General features: G+C 73.3%; 17 protein-coding genes. 12 read left to right on the forward strand and 5 right to left on the reverse strand.

Annotation, left to right across the window (positions count from 1 at the left end):
• Positions 1-4: 4 nt before the first annotated feature.
• The 3 genes from ABZW17_RS21955 to ABZW17_RS21965 all read right to left on the reverse strand — a co-directional run bounded on the left by ABZW17_RS21955 (position 5) and on the right by ABZW17_RS21965 (position 2066).
• Positions 5-631 carry a response regulator transcription factor gene (locus ABZW17_RS21955; protein ID WP_354816957.1) on the reverse strand — a complete coding sequence of 209 codons (627 nt, stop codon included), beginning with the start codon at positions 629-631 and terminating at the stop codon, positions 5-7.
• A gap of 103 nt (positions 632-734) precedes the next feature.
• Complete coding sequence (locus ABZW17_RS21960; RefSeq protein ID WP_354816960.1) at positions 735-1385, reverse strand: response regulator transcription factor; 651 nt, start codon at positions 1383-1385, stop codon at positions 735-737.
• 3 nt (positions 1386-1388) lie between these two features.
• Positions 1389-2066, reverse strand: coding sequence for a sensor histidine kinase (locus ABZW17_RS21965; RefSeq protein WP_354816963.1), 678 nt, complete (start codon positions 2064-2066; stop codon positions 1389-1391).
• Between the two features lie 598 nt (positions 2067-2664).
• Between ABZW17_RS21965 and ABZW17_RS21970 the strand changes: the two genes are divergently transcribed.
• The 5 genes from ABZW17_RS21970 to asnB are packed head-to-tail and all read left to right on the forward strand — an operon-like array spanning position 2665 to position 9606.
• Positions 2665-3345: a hypothetical protein gene (locus ABZW17_RS21970; RefSeq protein ID WP_354816966.1), complete on the forward strand. Its 681-nt coding sequence runs from the start codon at positions 2665-2667 to the stop codon at positions 3343-3345.
• Positions 3342-5489 carry a prolyl oligopeptidase family serine peptidase gene (locus ABZW17_RS21975; RefSeq protein ID WP_354816969.1) on the forward strand — a complete coding sequence of 716 codons (2148 nt, stop codon included), beginning with the start codon at positions 3342-3344 and terminating at the stop codon, positions 5487-5489. The genes ABZW17_RS21970 and ABZW17_RS21975 overlap by 4 nt, the downstream gene beginning before the upstream one ends.
• Positions 5486-6736 (forward strand): MFS transporter, encoded by a 1251-nt coding sequence (locus tag ABZW17_RS21980; RefSeq protein ID WP_354816972.1) that lies wholly within the window; start codon positions 5486-5488, stop codon positions 6734-6736. Before ABZW17_RS21975 ends, ABZW17_RS21980 begins: the two co-directional genes overlap by 4 nt.
• A gap of 10 nt (positions 6737-6746) precedes the next feature.
• Positions 6747-7850, forward strand: coding sequence for a DUF1611 domain-containing protein (locus tag ABZW17_RS21985; RefSeq protein ID WP_354816975.1), 1104 nt, complete (start codon positions 6747-6749; stop codon positions 7848-7850).
• A 16-nt stretch (positions 7851-7866) separates the two neighbouring features.
• Positions 7867-9606: an asparagine synthase (glutamine-hydrolyzing) gene (asnB, locus tag ABZW17_RS21990; protein ID WP_354816978.1), complete on the forward strand. Its 1740-nt coding sequence runs from the start codon at positions 7867-7869 to the stop codon at positions 9604-9606.
• Here the strand turns inward: asnB and ABZW17_RS21995 are convergent.
• Positions 9587-9931, reverse strand: coding sequence for a hypothetical protein (locus ABZW17_RS21995; protein ID WP_354816981.1), 345 nt, complete (start codon positions 9929-9931; stop codon positions 9587-9589). The genes asnB and ABZW17_RS21995 overlap by 20 nt on opposite strands.
• A gap of 37 nt (positions 9932-9968) precedes the next feature.
• Complete coding sequence (locus ABZW17_RS22000) at positions 9969-11276, reverse strand: peptide ligase PGM1-related protein (RefSeq protein WP_354816984.1); 1308 nt, start codon at positions 11274-11276, stop codon at positions 9969-9971.
• Positions 11277-11445: 169 nt separating this feature from the next.
• On the opposite strand from ABZW17_RS22000, the gene ABZW17_RS22005 reads away from it, so the two are divergent.
• The 7 genes from ABZW17_RS22005 (at position 11446) to ABZW17_RS22035 (ending at position 19635) form a co-directional block, all read left to right on the forward strand.
• Positions 11446-12762, forward strand: coding sequence for a peptide ligase PGM1-related protein (locus ABZW17_RS22005; protein WP_354816987.1), 1317 nt, complete (start codon positions 11446-11448; stop codon positions 12760-12762).
• A gap of 10 nt (positions 12763-12772) precedes the next feature.
• Positions 12773-13966, forward strand: coding sequence for an MFS transporter (locus ABZW17_RS22010; RefSeq protein WP_354816990.1), 1194 nt, complete (start codon positions 12773-12775; stop codon positions 13964-13966).
• 66 nt (positions 13967-14032) lie between these two features.
• On the forward strand, positions 14033-14956 hold the full coding sequence (locus ABZW17_RS22015) for a hypothetical protein (protein WP_354816993.1): 924 nt from the start codon (positions 14033-14035) through the stop codon (positions 14954-14956).
• A gap of 5 nt (positions 14957-14961) precedes the next feature.
• Positions 14962-16344, forward strand: coding sequence for an FAD-binding oxidoreductase (locus ABZW17_RS22020; protein WP_354816996.1), 1383 nt, complete (start codon positions 14962-14964; stop codon positions 16342-16344).
• 17 nt (positions 16345-16361) lie between these two features.
• Complete coding sequence (locus tag ABZW17_RS22025; RefSeq protein ID WP_354816999.1) at positions 16362-17420, forward strand: amino acid--tRNA ligase-related protein; 1059 nt, start codon at positions 16362-16364, stop codon at positions 17418-17420.
• A gap of 41 nt (positions 17421-17461) precedes the next feature.
• On the forward strand, positions 17462-18769 hold the full coding sequence (locus ABZW17_RS22030) for an MFS transporter (protein WP_354817002.1): 1308 nt from the start codon (positions 17462-17464) through the stop codon (positions 18767-18769).
• Positions 18766-19635 carry a GNAT family N-acetyltransferase gene (locus ABZW17_RS22035; RefSeq protein ID WP_354817005.1) on the forward strand — a complete coding sequence of 290 codons (870 nt, stop codon included), beginning with the start codon at positions 18766-18768 and terminating at the stop codon, positions 19633-19635. The genes ABZW17_RS22030 and ABZW17_RS22035 overlap by 4 nt, the downstream gene beginning before the upstream one ends.

The raw sequence follows: 19635 nt of genomic DNA on the forward strand, positions 1-19635 counted from the left end.
CGTGCTAGATCAGCCCTTCGCGCATGGCGAACGCCACCGCGTGGGCGCGGTTGCGGAGCTGGAAGCGGTTGGTGATGTCGTGCAGGATCGACTTCACCGTCCGCTCGGAATAGCTCAGCTGGTCGGCGATCTCCTTGGTCTCGAACCCGTCGGCGACCAGCTTCAGCACCCGGGTTTCCCGCTGGGACATCCCGGCGAGGTCCCAGCCGTTCGGGTGCAGCACGTCCCGCTGCAGCCGGGACACCCGGGACAGCAGGCGGCCGAGCAGGTCGGGCGGCAGCGCCCCTTCGCCGACGGCGGCGGCCTTGACGAGCCGCACCAGCGTGTCCGGGGTGGCGTCGGCGCGGCGGATGATCGCCGACACGCCGGTCCCCACGACGTCGAGCAGCTCCGAGTCCTCCACCTCCCCGGCGACCAGGACGATGCCCGCGTGGTTGGCGCACTGGAGGCTGCGCAGCAGCTGCCGGGCCTCGTCGTTGAGCCGCTCCACGATGACCAGCACGACGGCCGGCTCACCGGGATCGCCCTCGGCCAGGCGGATTTCGGGACGTGACCGCAGCGCGGCGGTGACTCCCGCGTGGGTGATGGTGTCGGTGGCGTGCAGCAGCACCGGGACCTGGTCGGTGATCATCGGCGAAGCCCTCCCTCGAACGACGTCGGTTCCCCCACCCCAAGGATCGGGCCGCGGGCGCCCGCCGAACAGGGACAGGGAGTCCCGACCTGTCCCGCTTTCCTTAGTCCGATCGGGCAATGCCCGCTTCCCGGGCCTTCGCGATGGCCTGGGTGCGGTCGGTGACCCGGAGCTTGCGGAAGATGTGGGACACGTGGTTGCGCACGGTCTTCTGGCTCAGCACCAGCTCTTCGGCGATCGACGCGTTGCCCATGCCCTTGGCGACGAGCCGCAGGATCTCCTTCTCCCGCAACGTGAGCCGCGGGAACGACTCGTCGCGCGGGATCGCCGTGCCCAGCAGGGACAGCACCCGGGTGGCGATCGCCGGGCTGAAGATGGCCTCGCCGTCGCCGATCACCCGGACCGCGCGGATGATCTGCTCGTTGCGCGCCCCCTTGAGCAGGTAGCCGCGGGCGCCGGCGCGCATCGCGGCGAACACCGCGGCCTCGTTCTCGAACATCGTCAGCATGAGCACGCCGGTGTGCGGGCTCGCGCTCACGATCCGCCGCGTCGCCTCGACGCCGTCGAGATCGGGGAGGTTCAGGTCCATCAGCACGACGTCGGGTTCCAGGCGGCCCGCGTCGGCGACCGCGGTCAGGCCGTCGGCGGCCTCGCCGGCCACCGCCATCCCGTCGGTGGCGTCGAGCATCGCGCAGAGCGCGGCCCGGAACACCGGGTGGTCGTCCACCACCAGCACGCGCAGGGTGCCGAACATCGCTCACTCCCCGGCGGCGATCGGGAGCCACGCGGCGATCCGCGTGCCACCGGAGGAAACCGGCTCGACCCGGCAGCCGCCGCCGAGGTCGCCGGCGCGTTCCCGCATCGACCGCAGCCCGGTCCCGCCGACCGCGGGCAGCGCTTCCCCGTCCGTGCCCACGCCGTCGTCGACGATCTCCACGTGCAGGTCGCCGTCCAGCGGCCAGAGGTGCACCGTGCACTGCCGCGCCCCGGAATGGCGGGCCACGTTCACCAGCGCCTCGCGGATGATCCGGTACGCGGTGACCTCGACTTCCGCCGACAGCGTCGGCAGTTCGCCGCGCACCTCGACCTCGACCCGTAGCGGGCCGTGTTCGGCGGGCACCCGGTCGGTGAGCGTGGTGGCGTACCGGCGCACGGCCAGGACGAGGCCGGCGTCGTCGAGCGCGGGCGGGCGGGCGTCGGCCACGATGCGCCGCAGGTCGGTGATCGCGCCGTGGAGCTCGTCTTCGAGCCGGGCCAGCAGGCGCTCGGCGCCCGCGCGGTCGCGGGCGATCAGGTCGCGGGCGGCGCGCATGCCGAGCACCGCGGCGGTGAGCGTCGGCCCCAGGCCGTCGTGCAGGTCGGTGAGCACCCGTTTGAGCCGGTCGTCGTACCCGGCAGGACGAACGATGTCGGCGACGACGAATGTCCGGCGCATCTTCTCCCCGTCCCCACAATGTGGTCTGACCCCCGGGCCGCATCCCGGCGAACCAGCTCTCGTGCGGGTAGCCCAGCCGGCTGCTCCGTTTCGCGTAGCGGGATGGTCACCCGCTGTACTAGTCGGTATGCCCGGCTCCGACGTTTCATCCCGGACCCCCGGTTTCGGTAACGGTCCGGTTTCGATGCGGATCCCGGCGTAACGGTGTGCGTCCGGGTCAAGACCTCGTACGCCTCGTGGCGGCGTTCGGCCAAAAACGATTCATCAACTGCGCGTCGATCCGGTCGAACTTCGACAAAGCCCGGACGCTGCACGTTCGCGAAGTCGCAGGGCGGACGGAGCAGATCTGGGGCGACGGGCGGCCGAACGGGGACACCGCCGTGTGGGTGCCGAGTCGTGTGAAGGCGGTTTGCGCGACACCTGCGGGGCAGAAGTCACCATTTGACAAAGATTGCCAACTATTGCCATCCTGGCGGGGCAGGGTTCCGGCACTGAGGGGGGCGCCGGGTGATCACCGCCGACCCCCGGCTGTGCCCGGCCGGCGGACCGATCGCGTCCGCTCCGGCCCGCAGGAGACGGCGAGGCTGCGGCGAGTTCCGTGTCCGGCAAGCGAAACCGAGGGGGGAACGGGTGCCTCGCCGGGCGCCGCGGCCCGGTCCCGCCGCCAGGGGAGGTAGCCATCAGCGCCATCAGCGCCACCAGCACTGTCACCGCCACCACGTGGCCCGGGCCGGGCCGGGGAGCCGGCACCGCCGAAGGACTGGCCGCGGCGCTGCGCGAGTTCGGGCCCGGGATCGACGAGCCCGCCGCCTACGACCCGCAGACCGGCTCTTCGCCGGTACCCCAGCCGGGCGTGCTCGCCTTCCGCGACCTCGTCCTCGCGGCGGTTCCGGGCACCGGCAGCCTCGGCATCGTCCGGGCCCCGCACCTCGCCGGCCGCAGCGAGCACAAGGAAGGCCGGGCCTGGGACTGGCGGGTCTGCCGCGACACCCAGGGCGAACTCGCCGACGCGCTGCTGTCGTGGCTGCTGGCGGCCGACCGGCACGGCAACCCGTTCGCGGCGGCCCGCCGGTTCGGCGTCATGTACCTGATCTGGGATTCCCGGATCTGGGGTGCGTACGCGGCGGACCGGGGCTGGCGCCCGTACACCGGGCCGCACCCGCACACCGACCACGTCCACATCTCGTTCAGCCGGCCCGGCGCCCGCGGGGAAACCTCGTGGTGGCGCCGGTTCGGCCTGACCACCACGGCGAGCCCCGCCCCGAGGGAGGCACTGTGAGCACCACCGGTTCCGGCACGCCCCCGCGCACCCCGCCGGCCGCCCCGGTGCAGCCGACCGAACGGACGCTGCACGGCGAGACCGTCGTCGACGCCTTCGGCTGGATGCGCGACCACGCGGACCCCCGCCTGCGCGCGTACCTGGAGGCCGAACGCGAGTACTTCGACAGCTACGCGGCGGGACTCGACCCGCTCGTCGGGGACCTGGTGGCCGAAGCGGGACAGCGCACGGCGGCCGGCCGGTCCTTCTCGTGGCGGATCGGGGACCACGAGTACACCACCCGGCCACCCGACGAGGGCGGGCGCTACACCCGGTACCTGCGCCGGGACGTGCGCGGGACCGGCGAGCCGGAAGTGGTGCTGGACCTCGGAGACCTGGCCCGCGGCCACGACTTCACCCGGATCGGGGTCTTCGAGCCCAGCCCGGACGGCCGCCTGCTGGCGTACTCGGTCGACCACGTCGGCTACGAGTCCTACGAACTCCGCTTCCGCGACCTGACCACCGGCGCGGATCTGCCGCGCACGCGGCCGGAGACGTACTACACCGGTGTGTGGGACGCGGCTTCGGCGAAGTTCTGCTACGTCGTCCACGACGCCGCGATGCGCCCGTACCGGGTGCTCGCGCACGACGTCACCGCCGATCCCGGCGCCCCGGACGCGGTGCTGTGGGACGAGCGGGACGAGCACTTCACGACGACCGTCCGCGCCACCCGCACCCGCGACTGGCTGGTCGTCACCAACCAGAGCCGCACCACCACCGAAGAACTCCTGCTGCCCACCGGAGATCTGACCGCCGCGCCGCGCCCGGTCATGCCGCGCCGCCACGGGCAGGTGTACTTCGCCGACCACCAGCGCACCGCGGGCCAGGACCGGCTGGTCGCGCTGGTCGCCGAGGGACGGGAGGAACGGCGGCTCGTCGCGCTGCCGCTCGCCGGGCTGGATTCCCAGCGGTGGCAGGAAATCCTGCCGCGGCAGCCGGACACGGCCTGGCAGCGGCTCGACGTCTTCGCCGCCGGGCTGCTGCTCAGCGGGTACCGGCGCGGGACGACCGTGTTCACCCTGCTGGGCCCGGACGGCGGCACCCTCGACGTCACCCCGGACAGCCCCGGCGGCTGCTTGCTGTTCGAGGGCCGGCGTGACGCCCTGCGGGTGCAGATGGACCAGCGGACCGCCTACGACGCCGACGAGATCGAACTCGCCGAGCACACGCTTTCCGCGCCACCGCGGCACCGCCGCCTGTCCCTGCGCACCGGCGCGCACGAGCTGCTGCCGCCGGTGGCGGTGCCCGGGCTCGATCCCGCGCGGTTCCGCACCACGAAGGTCTTCGCCGGGGCCTCCGGCGGCGCGGTCGTGCCGGTGACCCTCGCGCACCGGGCCGACGTGCGGCCCGACGGCGCCAACCCCGCCGTCGTTTCCTGTTACGGGGCCTACGAACGGCCGTGGGAGCCGTCGTTCTCCCAGGATGTGCTCAGCCTGCTGGACCGCGGGTTCGTGTACGCCATCGCGCACGTGCGCGGCGGCGGCGAGCTGGGCCGGTGCGGCTGGTTCGACGGGAGCATGGCCGCCACGCCGGCGTCGTTCCACGACCTGGTCGCCGTCCGCGACCACCTGGTGGCGACCGGCTGGGCGCACCCGGCCGGGGTGGTCGCCAGCGGCAGTTGCGCCGGCGGGGTCGCGGTCGGGCAGGCCTACACCGACGAGCCGGGCAGGTGGGCGGGGATCATCGCCGAGGCCCCGGCCGTCGACCTGCTCAACGCGATGCTGGACGAGAAGCTGCCGCTGACGATCAACGAGTGGGAGGAGTGGGGCGACCCGCGGGATCCGGCGATCCACCGGAGCATGCGGGAGTACGTCGCCTACGAGAACGTCTCCGACCGCCCGCGGCCGCCGCTGCTGGTGACCGCCTACGCCAACGACCCGCGGGTGCTGGTGCACGAACCCGCCCGCTGGACCGCGGCGCTGCGGCAGGCCGACACGCACGGCAACGTGATCCTGCTCCGCACCGAACTCGGGGACGGCGGCCACCACGGGCCGTCCGGGGCCGCGCACGTCGCCCGGGCGGCCGCGCAGCTCACCGCCTTCGCGATCGACGCCGCGACCCGGAGCATCCAGGCGGCCGAAGGCGTGCGGGGGACGCCCGCGTGACCGACGAGCCGGCGCCGCGCGCCCGGTTGGCCGCGCTCCGGCGCGAACTCGCCGGCTCCGGCGGCGGGTACCTGCTCGGCGCGACCCTCGCCCAGTCGGCCGGCCAGGGCGCCGCGATGGCGTGCAACGCCGTGTTCTTCGTCCGGGTCGTCGGGCTGGCCCCGAGCGCCGTCGGGACCGTGCAGAGCGCGGCCGCCCTGACGTCGATGGCGCTGGCCGTGGTGGTCGGCCCGCTGGCGGACCGGTACGGCGCCCGCCCGGTCGCGGTCCGGCTCGGGCTGGCCCTGGCCGGCGCCGTGGCCGCCTACGCGCTGGTGGCCGACCTCGCCGGCTTCGCCGTCGTGCACCTGCTCGTGGCGTCCCTGCGCACCGGGCGGCAGATCGGCGAAAGCGCGCTGATCGCCGACCTCGTCGACGCGCGCGCGAAGTTCCGCGCCTACCAGCGGTCCGTGCAGAACATCGGGATCTCGCTGGGCACGGTGGCCGCGGCCGTCCCGCTGTACCTCGACACCCGGCCGGCGTACCTGGTGGTGATGCTCGGCAACGCCGTCGTGATCGCGGTCGCCGCCCTGCTCGTGCGGGCGGTGCCCGGCCCGCGGGTGCCCGTCCGGAGCCGGGCGCGGACCGGGCGGCTCGCCCTGCGGGACCGCCGGTACGTGGCGGTCGGCCTGCTGTGCGGGCTGATGGAGGTCCGCGACAGCGTGCTCACCGTGGGCCTCCCGCTGTGGGTCACCGCGCACACCGACGCGCCGAGACCGCTGGTCTCGGCGCTGCTGTTCGTCAACACCGCCATGGTGATCGCGCTGCAGGTGCGGGCGTCGGCCGGGGCGGCCACGGTCCGCGGCGCCACCCGCGTGATGCGGGCCGGCGGGTTCGCCCTGGCCGCGAGCTGCGCGGTGTTCGGGCTGGCCGGGGGCACCGGGGGCGGGTGGACGGTGGCGCTCCTGGTCGCCGGCGCGGTCGCGCTGACCCTCGGCGAGATGTGGACGTCGGCGAGCAGCTGGACGCTGAGCTACGACCTGGCCGACCCGCGGGCCCACGGCCAGTACCAGGGCGTGTTCGAAATGACGTCGGGCATCGGGGTGCTCGCGGGGCCGATCCTGTGCACCACCGTCGCCCTCTCCCACGGGTTCTGGGGCTGGGCCGGGATCGGCGCCGGCTTCGCGGTCGTGGGTCTCGCCGTGCGCCGGGTCGCCGGCCGCGGCGGTCCGGGCGTGCACCAGCCGGTGCGCGCGGAAGCTGTGTGAGGAGCCGAAAATGGACGACCTGAGCCGCATCGCCGTGCTCGCCGACGACGAAATCCTGCCCGAGCCGTCGAAGACCCTGACGGCGTTGCTGCGGTACCGGCCCGGGCGCATCGTGGCGGTGATCGACCGGGCCACCGCGGGCCGGGACGCGGCCACCGTCGCCGGTTTCCCCGGGGAGCTGGGCATCCCGGTCGTGCCGGACGTGCCCGCCGCGCTGGCCGCCCACCGGCCCGACGCCGTGCTGCTCGCCGACGAGCCGGTGGGCGCGGCGCTGGCGCCGTACTGGCGGGAGCAGGTCCGGCTCGCGCTCGAAGCCGGGGTGCACGTCGTCAACGGGATGCACTTCCTGATCTCCGCGGACCCGGACCTGGCGGCCGTGGCGCGGCGCACCGGCGCGGTGGTCCACGACCTGCGCAAGGCCCCGGAGGACAAGTACTTCACGCCGTTCGACGCCGACGGACGGCCGGTCGTGCACCTGCGGGCGCACCGGCCCGGCAGCCGCACGGTGCTGGCCGTGGGCACCGACTGCTCCAGCGGGAAGATGACGACGATGCTCGAGCTGGAGCGGGCGCTGCGCGACGGCGGGACCGACGCCGCCTTCCTCGCTACCGGCCAGGTCGGGATGATGATCTCCGGCGGCGGGGTGGCCGTCGACGGCCTGCTGGCCGACTTCCTCAACAGCACCGTCGAGGACGCCGTCTTCCGCGCCACCGAGGCGCACGACGTCGTGCTGGTGGAAGGCCAGGGCGCGCTGAACCACCCCCGCTACTCGGCCGTGACGCTCGGGCTGCTGCACGGCACCCGGCCCGACGCCATGGTGCTGTGCCACGACCTGCGGCGCACCGCGCTCGGGCTGCTGCCCCAGGTCGCGCTGCCGTCGCTGCGGCGGGCGATCGAAATCAACGAAGAAGCGGCCCGGTGGGCCGATCCGGAAGGCGCGCCGAAGGTGGTCGGGCTGTCGGTGGTGACCGCCGGGCTCGGCGACGACGAGGCCCGGGCCGCGTTGCGGCGCCTGACCGGCGAAACCGGCCTGCCCGCCACGGACGTGCTGCGCTACGGCGTCGGGGAGCTGCTGCCGGCCGTGCGCGCCGGCCTGGTCGGCTCCGCGACCTGACGAAACGGGAGGGGACATGTGCGGTTTCAGCGGGGTGGCCGGTCCGGCACCGCTGGCGGCGGCCGAGGAGACGTGGGTGCGGGAGGCGACCCGGCTGCTCGCCCACCGCGGCCCGGACGACGAAGGCCGTTACACCGGCGAGGGCGTGGTGCTCGGCTTCCGCCGGCTGGCGATCGTCGACCCCTCGCCGGCCGGGCACCAGCCGATGACCTCGGCGTCCGGCCGCTACCGGATCGTCTTCAACGGCGAGATCTACAACGCGCCCGCGCTCGCCCGGGAACTGGCGGACGCCGGGGTGACGCTCAAGTCCGCCTGTGACACCGAAGTGCTGCTGGAGCTGTTCGCCGCGCACGGGCCGGCGTGCCTGGACCGGCTGCGCGGGATGTTCGCCTTCGCCGTCTGGGACACCCGCGACCGCACGCTGTTCGCCGCCCGGGATCCGTTCGGCATCAAGCCGTTCCTGTACCAGCCGGACGGCGGGCTGCTGCGGTTCGCGTCGGAGAAGAAGGCGTTCACCCGGCCGGGCGCGCACGGCCCGGTCGACACCGCCGCCGTCCGCCGGTACCTGACGCTGCAGTTCGTGCCCGGCCCCGGCACGCTGTCGCCGTCGATCCGCGTGCTGCCGCCGGGCCACCACCTGGCCTTCGGCGCGGACGGCGGCCTCCGGGTGCGGCGGTACGCCGAACCCGTGCTGCGCCCGGAAACCCGCGCCGAGCCGGACCGGGTGCGGCGCATCCGCGACGCACTGGCGGACTCGGTGGCCGCGCACCTGCGCAGCGACGTCCCGCTGGGTTCGTTCCTGTCCGGTGGCGTCGACTCGGCGGCCGTGTGCGCGCTCGCCGCGGCCCACCGCGGCGACCTGCAGACGTTCACGGTGGGGTTCGGCCGCGACGGCTACAGCGAGATCGAGCACGCGCTCGCCACCGCGGACGCGCTCGGGCTGAAGGCGAACCCGTACGTCATCGGCGCGGACGAGTTCGCCGCGCACCTGCCGGGCATCCTGGCCCGGTTCGACGAGCCGTTCGCCGACGCCGCCGCGGTCGCGTTGTGGTTCCTGGCCCGGGAAGCCCGCAAGCAGGTGAAGGTCGTGCTCTCCGGCGAAGGCGCGGACGAGCTGTTCGGCGGCTACCACGTCTACCGCGGAACCGGACCGGGTTACCTGGGCGCGGACCAGGTTTACGCGCCCGCGGACCTGGCGTCGATCACGCCGCTGACCGGGGGATCGGCCGAGGACGTGGCCGGGCCGCTGCGCCGGCGGGCGGTCGCGGCGGGCCTGGACCCGGTGGCGGTCCGCCAGTCGGTGGACCTCGGGCTCTGGCTGCCGGGGGACATCCTCACCAAGGCCGACCGGATGACGATGGCCCACGGCCTCGAACTGCGGGTGCCCTTCCTCGACCGGCGCGTCCTGGCCGCGGCGGCCCCGTTGACCCCGGCCGAAAAGATCGGTCCGGACACGACGAAGCTCGCGTTGCGGGAAGCTGTCGCGGAGCTCGTCCCGCCCGCCGTCGCCGGCCGGGCCAAGCTCGGGTTCCCGGTGCCGATCCGGTTCTGGCTCCGCGACGAGCTGTACGACTTCGCGGAAACCGTGCTCGGCGAAGCGCAGATCGGCGCCTACGTCCGCCGGGACGCGGCCCTGACCATGCTGCGCGACTACCGGCGTGGCGCGGACTTCGACTGGCGCCGGCTGTGGGTGCTGATCTGCTTCGCGCTGTGGCACCGGCACCACGTCGAGGGCGTCACCGGCCCGGTCCGCTGACCGGCGTGGCCTCCAGCAGCAACCGCGTGAAGCGCCGGCGCTGCCGGGTGATGTGCGCGGCCAGCGCTTCGCTCACTTCGGCGGCGAGGGCACCGGTGGGCAGGGTGGCCGTCCACTCGGCCCACCAGGTGCCGCCCGCCGGGGCGTCCTCGCGGAAGATGGCGGAGAACTTCGCGATCCGGTCCGCCCCGGCGCGGGTGATCCGGATCCGGAACTCGGCTTCCGGGACGTCGACGAGCACGGTCCGGTCCGTGCACGTCACCCGCAGGTAGTCGGGCAGCCGCCGGCCGAGGGCGGCCAGGTCGGCGATGGCGGTGCAGTACACGGCGAACCTCCGGTTCGGTCGTCGGGACGGACCCGGGTCAGCCCGGGAACGCGGCCGTCAGCTCCTGTTCCAGCGCGCGGGCGGCGCCGGCGTCCTCGGCGACGAGGCACGCCTCGCCGCCGGTCCCGCCGGGATCGGTGCCGTACACCGGGATCACCACGCCGGTCCGGGTGGCCGGGTCGTAGGCGAGCCCCCGCCGGGTGAGTTCGGCCAGTGCTTCGTCGAAGGCGGGAACGGCGCAGGTGCGGCGTTCGACCAGGCAGCGGTCCTCGAGGTAGCGGCCGCCCACCACCCGCTGCCCGATCCGGAACAGGTGCGTGGAGCCGCCGAAGCGGGCGTTGAACTCGTTGAAGAGCAGGCGGCCGTCCGGGGTCAGCATCGCGTCGATGTTGACCAGGCCGCGGTACCCCATCGCGCCCATGACGCCGGCGAGCGTCCCGAGGGCAGTCAGGAAGGGGTCGTCCGGGCCGCGGTGCGTCGCCGGGATGACCACGCCGTCGATCACCGGCTTCATCCGGACCTCGCCGTGGCCGTAGACCTCGGCGCCGTCGTCGGTGATCTCGGCTTCGCCCCACAGTGACGCCGATTCCGGGACGTACTCCTCGACCACGACCCGGCGGCGGTCCCCGTCGGTGTACCAGGGCCAGCGCTCCCGCACGTGCGCCACGAGCGCGTCGTGACCGGTGAGCACCGTGCGGTGCCGGGTGCCGACGGCTTCGACGCCGTCGACCGGGGTGAGGACCTCGTTGCCCATCCCGGCGACGTGGACGTCCTTCTTCACGATCGCCGGCCGTCCCGCGGCGAAGAGGTCCGCGAGGCACGCCACGGCGTCCGCGGGGCGGTCGGTCACCACACCGGCCGGGACCGGCAGCCCGATCCCGGCCGCCACCGCGCGGAAGGCCACCTTGCTGTTGAGCAGCTCGTGCCCGCCCTGCTCCAGGAACCCGAACCCGGGCGTGCCCTTCTCCAGCCCGAGCTGCCGGACCAGCCGGTTGACGTAGCCGTCGAAGTAGAACGCCTCGACGCGGTCGACACCGCGGTCGCGGACGATTTCGGTCAGCCCGGCCAGGAATTCGGCGCCGGTCAAGCGGTCCCGCGTCAGTACGGGGCCGAGGTGCCCCGGGGGCGGGACCACCACGTGCAGCGCGTCGGCCGGGAAGCCGAGCAGGCCGGTGACGTAGGACAGGAACCGGGCGTCGGGCGCGCCGGGCAGCAGGACGACGTCGCCGGGCCGGGCGCTCCACAGCATCCGCTGCCCCTGGCTCCCGATGTGCGTGCGTTCGGGGTCGGGCAGGTGGGCCAGCTCGGCTTCGTGGGACCAGTTGCCGACGAGGAGTTTCGACACGGCTTTCCTCCGGTGCGGCTCGAGGGTGCGGGATCCAGATTGCCTCGTTGGCAACCCGATGGCAAGTTTCGTTCAGTGCGCGGTGGCCCGCCAATTGCCAATGCTGGCAACCTGTGGCAGGGTCGAGCAGCGCGACGGGTTCGGCGGCACGGCAAACAGGGGGTCGGCCATGGCCAGGCTGGTGATCGGCAACTGGGGCAACGAAGCGGAACTGGCGAACATCCCGGCGGACGCGCTGCGGCACGCCGGCAGCCAGGGACAGCGCATGATCTGGGGCGCGGAACCCGGGGACGTCCTCGTGCTCGCGGTCGAGCCCGACCCGGACTTCCTCGCCTACGCCACGGCGCTCGCCGAGCTCGGCCCCGGATCGCTGGAGATCGTCGTGCCCCCGCCGGGCCGCGGCGGCGACGTGCTGACCCGCGACCGGTTCGAGGACGAAGCCTTCGTCGAACGGCTGCGCGGGATCGTCCGCGACCGGGGCATCGACCGGGCCGAGCCGTTCTACCTCGACGGGTACGTCAACCGGCTGATCCGGCAGCTCGGCATCGACAAGGGCACGCCCGGGTTCGGGTTCATGGACCAGGGCGGCAACGAACTGCTCAACAGCAAGGTCACCTTCCGCGCGATCGCGGCCGGCACGAGCCTGCCGATCCCGGACGGCATCGTCACCGAGACGCCCGCCGAAGCGGTGGAGTTCGTGGGGGACCTGCTGCGCACCGGCCGGGCCGCGATCGCCAAGCAGGACGTGAGCAGCGGCGGCCTGGGCAACGAGGTGCTGAGCGCGGCGGGCGTCGAGGCGATCGGCGCGGCCCACCACGAAGTCGTCGCCGATCGCGCCGCCCTCGCCGAGCACCTGACGCGGCGCTGGCCGTGGTACACCGGCGGGCAGCGCCGGCGCGCGGTGTTCGAGGAGTACGCGGCCGGCTCGGTGCCGATCTGGGGCGAGGCGGCCATCACCGAGGAGTCCGTGCGGATCTTCGGGTACGGCCGGATCCGGATGAACCCCGTCTGCGACGGCGTGATCATCCCGGTGCCGCCGCCCGACTCCGGCACCGAGGCGTTCGGCGCGTTCCTGGTGCACCTGGAGGCACTGGCCGCGACGATGCGGGCGATGGGGTACCGCGGCCTGGTCAACGTCGACGCCATCCTGACCCCGGACGGCCGGGTGCTGTTCAACGAGTTCAACGGCCGGTACGGCGGCTCGACGCACCTGTTCGCGATCGGGGAGCGGGTCGTCGGCCGCGACTACCTGACCGACCGCTGCCTGGTCGAGCAACGCGAATGCGCGTTCCCCGCCTTCGACGTCGCCCGGCGCGAACTCGCCGCGGCCGGGCTCGCCTACGACCCCGCGACGCGCACCGGGGTGATCGTCCCGGTCTACGGCACCCACGCCGACGGCACCGGGGGAGAAGCGTGCCTGGTCGGGCGGGACCTCGCCGAAGCCGAGCGGATGGAGCAGGCCGTTGCCGAGCTCTTCCCGCACTGAGCGCCGCGGGGTGAGCACGACCGGGTACCGGAGCATCGCGACCGGGCCGGTGCTCGGCTGGGCTGCCACCGCGGTGGCGGCCCGGCTGCCGATCGCGATGGCCCCGCTGGCGCTGGTGTTCCTGGCCCGCGGCCTGCCCGGCGGTTACGCCTTCGGGGCCACGCTGGCCGCGGTCTGGGTGCTGGCCGAGGTGATCGGCGCGCCCGTGCTCGGGTTGTGGCTGCGAGCCGAGCGGACGAAGGTGCACCTGCTGCTCGCCTTCGGCGTCGCCGCGGGCTGTTACTGGGGGCTGGCTTTCGGCCCGTCCCTGCCGACGCCGGTCGTCGTGGTTCTCACCTTCGTCGCGGGTTTCGCGCCCGCCGCGTCGCCCGGCGGGCTGCGGGCCCTGCTGACCCGGCTGGTGCCGGAGGACGACGTCGCGAAGGTGCTCAGCGCCGAGGTGATGCTCAACGGCCTGATCTGGGCGGGCGCGCCGGCGGTGGTGGCATTCCTGGCCGTCGGCGCCGGGCCGGGTGCGCCGATGGCGGTCGCCGGGACGCTGAACCTGCTCGCGCTCGTGCTGGTCGTCGTCCGGCTGCCGGAGGGCGCCCCGGACGACGGCGGCGGCCCGGCGGCGCGCGTGACGGCGAAGACGCTCGCCGCGCCGTGGCCGGTCTACCTCACCGCCGCCGCGTCGATGGCCATGGTGTCCACGATCGAGCTCGTCCTGCCCGCGCTGATCGAGTCCCGCGGCCTGAGCGTCGCCACGGTCGGGCCGTTGCTGGTGGTGTTCTGGGTGAGCAGCGTGGCCGGCGGGGTGGTCTACGGCCGGCGGCGGTGGCCCGGCAGCGCGTCCCGCCAGAGCCTGGTCTGCCTGGTGGTCACGACGGCCGCGCTCAGCGCGGTGGCGGTCCTGCCCGGTGTCGCGGGCATCGGCGCGACGCTCGCGCTCGGCGGGCTGTTCCAGGCCGCGGTGCTGGTGACGCGGAACCTGTCGCTGCGGGAACGGCTGCCCGCGGCCGCGCACGCCGCCGGCTACTCGATCATGTACGCGGCCACCGGCATCGGCTACAGCGTGGTCGCCGCCGCGTCGGCGCTCGCGTTGCGCACGCTTTCGCCCGCCGTGGCGATCGGCTGCGGCGGCGCGATCACCGTGGTCATCGTCGCGATCAGCGCCGTCGCCGAGCGTCGCCCGGTTCGCTTGCCAACCAGTCCGCCATCGTGACAAACTGAGGTCACAATCTTGGCAAGTAATTGCCAGACGTGCGCTACCTGGTCAAGGGGGCAGTCGATGCGCATCGGAATCGTGGCGTGGGATCAGGAGGATCCCGATTCTCCCGAGCTCGCCCGCACCGGGCGGGACCTCGGGCACGACACGAGCGTGTTCTTCCTCGACGACGTGTCCTGCCGCCTGGCCGCCAGCGCGGTCGAGACGACGATCGACGGCGAACCGGCGACGGCGTTCGACCTGATCATCTCGCGGGCGCAGATCCGGTACGGGCAGGCGCAGTCCGACCACGAGCGCTACGGGCTGCTGTGCCAGGTCCCGGGTGTCACCGTCCTCGACCCCGCCGACGTCTACCTCAACGCCGAGAGCAAGCTTCTCGCGCTGCAGCGGCTCGGCGCCGCCGGGCTGCCCATCGCCCCGACCCGCTGCTGCCGCACCTTCGCCGAAGTCGCCGCCGCGCTGGCCGACTGGGGCGAGGTCGTGGTCAAGCCGTCGTTCGGCCTCGGCGGCGCGGACGTCGAGCGCGTGCGGGACCTCGGCGAGGACCGCGCCCTGGTCGAGGGCCTGCTGGCGAAGTACGAACGGCTGGTCTGCCAGCCGTACTACCCCCACCCCGACGGCGATCTGCGGGTGACGGTCGTCGGCGACGAGGCCCCGCTGAACATGCGGCGGGTGCCCCGCGCGACGGGCTGGAAGAGCAACGCCAAGCAGGGCGCCACCGTGCACATGGTCACGCCGCCGCCGGAGCTGGTCGAGGTCAGCACGCGCGCGGCCCGCGTCATGGGGGTCACCATGGCGGGGCTGGACTTCCTGCCGACCCCCGACGGCCACCGGATCATCGAGTTCAACAACTGCCCCGGCTGGTACCCGGCCCCGGAAGACCACCGGCGGCACCTCACCGAGCGGGTCATCGGGATCATGACCGGGATCCACGAAGCCGGCCACCGCGTCAACGGCCGCGTCGCCGGAACCCGGCCGGTCGGGTGACGGCCGTGGCGGGACGCACCCCCGGGGTGGCCGGCCTGCGCGCGGACTGCGCCGGCCCGGTCCTGACGCCCGAAGATCCTTCCTACGACGCCGTGCGCCGCATCTGGAACGCGATGCACCTGCGCGAACCCGCGGTGATCGTCCGGTGCACCCGCACGGCGGACGTGGGCGCGGCGCTGCGTTTCGCGGCGGCGGCCGGCCTGCCGGTGACCGTCCGCGGCGGCGGCCACAACGTCGCCGGCACCGCGGTCGCGGACGGCGCCGTGCTGATCGACCTCTCGCTCATGCGGCAGGTCGTCGTCGAACCCGGGGACCGCGTGGCGCACGCGCAGGGGGGAGCGCTGCTGCGTGACGTCGACGCCGCCACCACGCCCCACGGACTGGCGTGCCCCGCCGGGGTCGTCTCGCACACCGGGCTCGCCGGGCTGGCCCTCGGCGGCGGCTACGGCTGGCTCGCCCGCAAGTGGGGCCTCACCTGCGACCACATCCTTGCGGCCGAGGTGGTCCTGGCCGACGGCCGCGTGGTCGAGACCGCGCAGCACCCGGACCTGCTGTGGGCGTTGCGCGGCGGGGGCGGCAACTTCGGCGTCGTCACGCGCTTCACGCTGCGGCTGCGGCCGGTGGGACCGGTTCACCACCGGGTCGGCCTCTACCCGCTGGACGACGTCGTGACGGCGCTCGGCCAGTACGCGCGGTTCGCCGAAGCGCAGGGGCCGGAGCAGCACGCCGTCGGGTGCCTGAAGATCGCCGGCGACGACGACCGGCTCCCGGCCGGCCTGCGGCGCACCCCCGTCCTCGCGCTCACGTCGGTGTGGCTCGGGGACCCGGCCGACGGCCCGGCCGCGAACGCAGGCCTGTTCGAACCCCTGCGCCCGGCCGCGTCCCGCGAGCGCGTGCTCTCCTACGCGCAGTTGCAGGCCCTCGGCGACCACAGCGAACCGCACGGCCACCGGTACTACACGAAGTCCTGCTACCTGGACGACCTGCCGGCCGCCGGCCTGGCCGCCGCGTGCGCGGACATCCGGTCGCCGCTGTCCGCCATCGACTTCGAACACCTGCGCGGGGCCGTCCTCGACGTCCCCGACGCCGAGTCCGCCTTCCCCGGCCGGGACGCGCCGTACATCTGCACGGTGTCGGCGCACTGGCTCGATCCCGCCCACGACGCCGAAAACATCGGCTGGGCAAGGGAATCGCTCGCCCGCGTCGCCGAACCCGGCCGCGGCGGCGCCTACGTCAACTACGTCCAGGACGAGCCCGACGGCAAAGTGCGCGAAGTCTACGGCGACGTCCGCTACGCGAAGCTGGCCGAGGTCAAGGCCCGCTACGACCCGGGCAACGTCTTCCGCGCGAACCAGAACATCCGCCCGCGCAGCCAGCAGCCGGTATGAGGAACCACACGACAGGAGTGCCTGCCTTGTCTCTGTCGATCACGGACACCGCCCTGACGCCTCCGGGCACCTACGGCAACACCTACGGCGCGTTCCTCGAAGCCGTGCGCTCACCGTGGTACCGGCTCGTCACCGACCTGCACGACACGATCCTCACCGCCACCGTCGAGTACGCGGGTTCCCGCGGGCTCAAGGCGCTGTACCTGCCGCTGACCACCCGGACGATCACCTGCCCGTCCGGGCTCGGCAGCGACACGAACCCCGTCCCGGTGACGGTCAACGGCGTCGACACCTACCTGCCGGACTCCATGCAGTTCCTGCTCGAGTACGGCTGCCAGCTGACCGCGCGCGGCGGGTACACGATCATGCCGTCGTTCCGCCGGGAGGTCCCCGATCCGACGCACCTGGGCCAGTTCACCCACAGCGAAGCGGAAATCCCCGGTGGCCTGGAGGACCTCGTCGACTACGTCGAGGGGTACGTCAAGGCGCTGGCGGCGGCGATCCTCGACCGGCACGGGGGCCGGCTGGCGGCCGGCCGCGGCGACGTCTCGCACCTCGAACGCATGGTGGGCCACGACCGGTTCGCGCGCGTCACGTTCGACGAAGCGGTCCGCGTGCTGGGCAACGACCCGGAGTACGTCGTCACCGGCGACGCCGGGCGGAACCTCACCCGGTCCGGTGAGCGGGAACTGATGCGGCGGGTCGGCGAATTCACCTGGGTGACGCATTTCGACCACCTCGTGGTGCCGTTCTACCAGGCCTTCGAAGACGACCGGCACCGCAGCGCGCGCAACGCCGATCTGCTGTTCGGCATCGGCGAGGTCGTCGGTTCCGGGGAACGGCACGCGAGCGGCGAACAGGTGCGGAAAGCGCTGGCCATGCACGACGTGCCGGAAAACGAGTATTCCTGGTACGTGCAGATGAAGTACGAAAAGCCGTTGCGCACCGCCGGGTTCGGCATGGGTGTCGAGCGTTTCCTGTTGTGGGTGCTCAAGCACGGCGACATCCGGGACATCCCGCTCGTTTCCCGGGTCGACGAGCCGGCGAAGTGGCCGGCCAGCATCGACCGTCCCTGATCCGCGGCGAACCGGGTGTTTCCCGGCTAAGGTGTCTGTTCATGCATGAAACGGCCGACCGGGCGGGGGAACCGGGGGACGGCGGCACGGAACGCCGGAGCCTGTTCGCGCACCGGGATTTCCGGTTCTTCTGGGCGGGGGAGACCACCAGCGTCTTCGCGAGCAACGCGACCGGGCTGGCGCTGCCGCTGGTGGCCGTGACGGTGCTGGATTCGAGCCCGCTGATGCTCGGTTTCCTGGCCGCCGCGGTGTGGCTGCCGTGGCTGCTCATCGGGCTGCCCGCGGGTGCCTGGGTCGACCGGCTGCCGAAGCGGCCGGTGCTCATCACCTGCGGGTTGCTGTCGGCGGCGGTGCTGCTCAGCGTGCCGCTGGCGTGGTACGCGGGGGCCCTGACGATCGGCCAGCTGCTCGTCGTGGCGCTGGTGACCGGCGGGGCCACGGTCTTCTTCGTCACCGCCTACCACGCCTACTTCCCGCTGCTGGTCGGCGAACGCGACCTGATGGAGGGCAACGCGAAGCTGCAGGGCAGCGAGTCGGCGATGCTGATGGTCGGGCCGAGCGCCGGCGGGCTCATCGCCCAGGCGTTCGGCGCGGCGACCGGGGTGCTGGTCAACGCGGGCGCCTACCTGCTGTCGGCGTTCTGCATGACGCGGATCCGCAAGCCGGTGCCCGAAGACACCCGCGGCCGGCGGCGCGCCGGGCTCCGCACGGAAATGCGGGAGGGCCTGCACTTCGTCCTCAAGGACGCCTACTTCAGGCCGATCGTGCTGTACGGCGCCATGGCGAACCTCGCGCTGGACGGCTACCAGTCGATCTACGTCGCGTTCCTCATCCGGACGGTCGGGGTGAGCCCCGGTGTCGTGGGCCTGCTGGTGGCCGCGGGCGGGGTCGGCGGGATCCTCGGCGCGTTCGTCGTCCGGCCGCTGGTGCGCCGGTTCGGGAGCGCGCGCGGATTCCTGATCGGGAGGTTCGCCGCCACCCCGTTCGGATTGCTGATGCCGTTGGCCGGTCCCGATCTGCGGGTTCTTTTCTTCTTCGTCGGACTGCTCGCGGTGGACGGCAGCCTGGTGGCCGGAAACATCTCCCTGGACAGTTTCCGGCAGGCGTACTGTCCGCCGCGGCTGCTCGGCCGGGTGGTGGCGACGACGACTTTCATCAAATACAGCACGATCCCGGTCGGCGCGATTCTGGGTGGTTTCCTCGGTGACCGGATCGGGCTGCGCCCGACGATGTGGATCATGACCGGCGCGCTGGTATGCTGCTCGCTGATCCTGTTGTGGGGACCGATCCGCACGGTCCGGGATTTCCCCGACCGGCCGGCCGACCGGAATGAGGAGCTGCACGCGTGAACCAGCCAGCGGTGCGATTGCTGCGGGTCGGAGATCTGCCGAAAGCCGAACGCACTTCCGATGCCGTCTTCCTCGAAGCGGACGCGCGTGACCGCCGGGTCAGCGAACCCGAACCGGAACCGCGGTCGGAGGCGGGCACGAAGAAGTGGATCGACCGGATGCGCTACTTCCTCGAAGTGGATCCGGAAGGCTGCTGGGTCGCCACCGACGGCGACGAAATCGTCGGGTTCGCGATTTCCCAGAACCGCGGCCGCGTGTGGTACCTCGCCACCTACGGCGTGCTGCCGAGCCACCAGGGGCAGGGCATCGGCAAGCGGCTGATCGACGCGACGCTGGCGCACGCGGGCGACCGCGCCGGCCTGTTCTCCTCGACCGTGCACCCGGGGGCGACCCGCCGCTACCGGCTGGCCGGGTTCTCGCTGTACCCGCAGATGCGCATGGTCGGCACGGTGGACCGGGCGACGCTCCCGGCGATCACCGGACTGCACGAGGGCAGCGAAAGCGACTTCGGCTGGATGGACGAGCTGGACGAACAGCGCCGCGGCGCCGGGCACGGCCCGGACCACCGGTACCTGCTGGACAACAACCGCCTGGTGGTTTGCGGGACGCGCGGGTACGTGTACGTCGACGGCAGCGGCCGCCCGGCGCTCCTGGCGGCCGCCGACCAGGAGACGGCGGAGAAGCTGCTGTGGGAGAGCCTGGCGTCGTCGTCGGGCGAGACCCTGGTCAACTGCATCACGACGGCCAACGAGTGGGCGGTCGACGTCGGGCTGGCCGCGCGGCTGGACATCGGCCAGGAGGGGTACCTCGCGTTGCGGGGCATGCCGGAACCGGCGCCTTACCTGGCCGGCGGCCAGTTCCTCTGA

The sequence above is a fragment of the Amycolatopsis sp. NPDC004625 genome (genome assembly GCF_040609695.1).
GTDB lineage: Bacteria > Actinomycetota > Actinomycetes > Mycobacteriales > Pseudonocardiaceae > Amycolatopsis.

Excerpts from the sequence above, each read along its gene's own strand:
- ABZW17_RS21985 (WP_354816975.1), top strand. The coding sequence starts at position 6,747 with ATGGACGACCTGAGCCGCATCGCCGTGCTCGCCGACGACGAAATCCTG.
- ABZW17_RS22005 (WP_354816987.1), top strand. The coding sequence starts at position 11,446 with ATGGCCAGGCTGGTGATCGGCAACTGGGGCAACGAAGCGGAACTGGCG.
- ABZW17_RS22030 (WP_354817002.1), top strand. The coding sequence starts at position 17,462 with ATGCATGAAACGGCCGACCGGGCGGGGGAACCGGGGGACGGCGGCACG.
- ABZW17_RS22015 (WP_354816993.1), top strand. The coding sequence starts at position 14,033 with ATGCGCATCGGAATCGTGGCGTGGGATCAGGAGGATCCCGATTCTCCC.
- asnB (WP_354816978.1), top strand. The coding sequence starts at position 7,867 with ATGTGCGGTTTCAGCGGGGTGGCCGGTCCGGCACCGCTGGCGGCGGCC.
- ABZW17_RS21955 (WP_354816957.1), bottom strand. The coding sequence starts at position 631 with ATGATCACCGACCAGGTCCCGGTGCTGCTGCACGCCACCGACACCATC.
- ABZW17_RS21965 (WP_354816963.1), bottom strand. The coding sequence starts at position 2,066 with ATGCGCCGGACATTCGTCGTCGCCGACATCGTTCGTCCTGCCGGGTAC.
- ABZW17_RS21960 (WP_354816960.1), bottom strand. The coding sequence starts at position 1,385 with ATGTTCGGCACCCTGCGCGTGCTGGTGGTGGACGACCACCCGGTGTTC.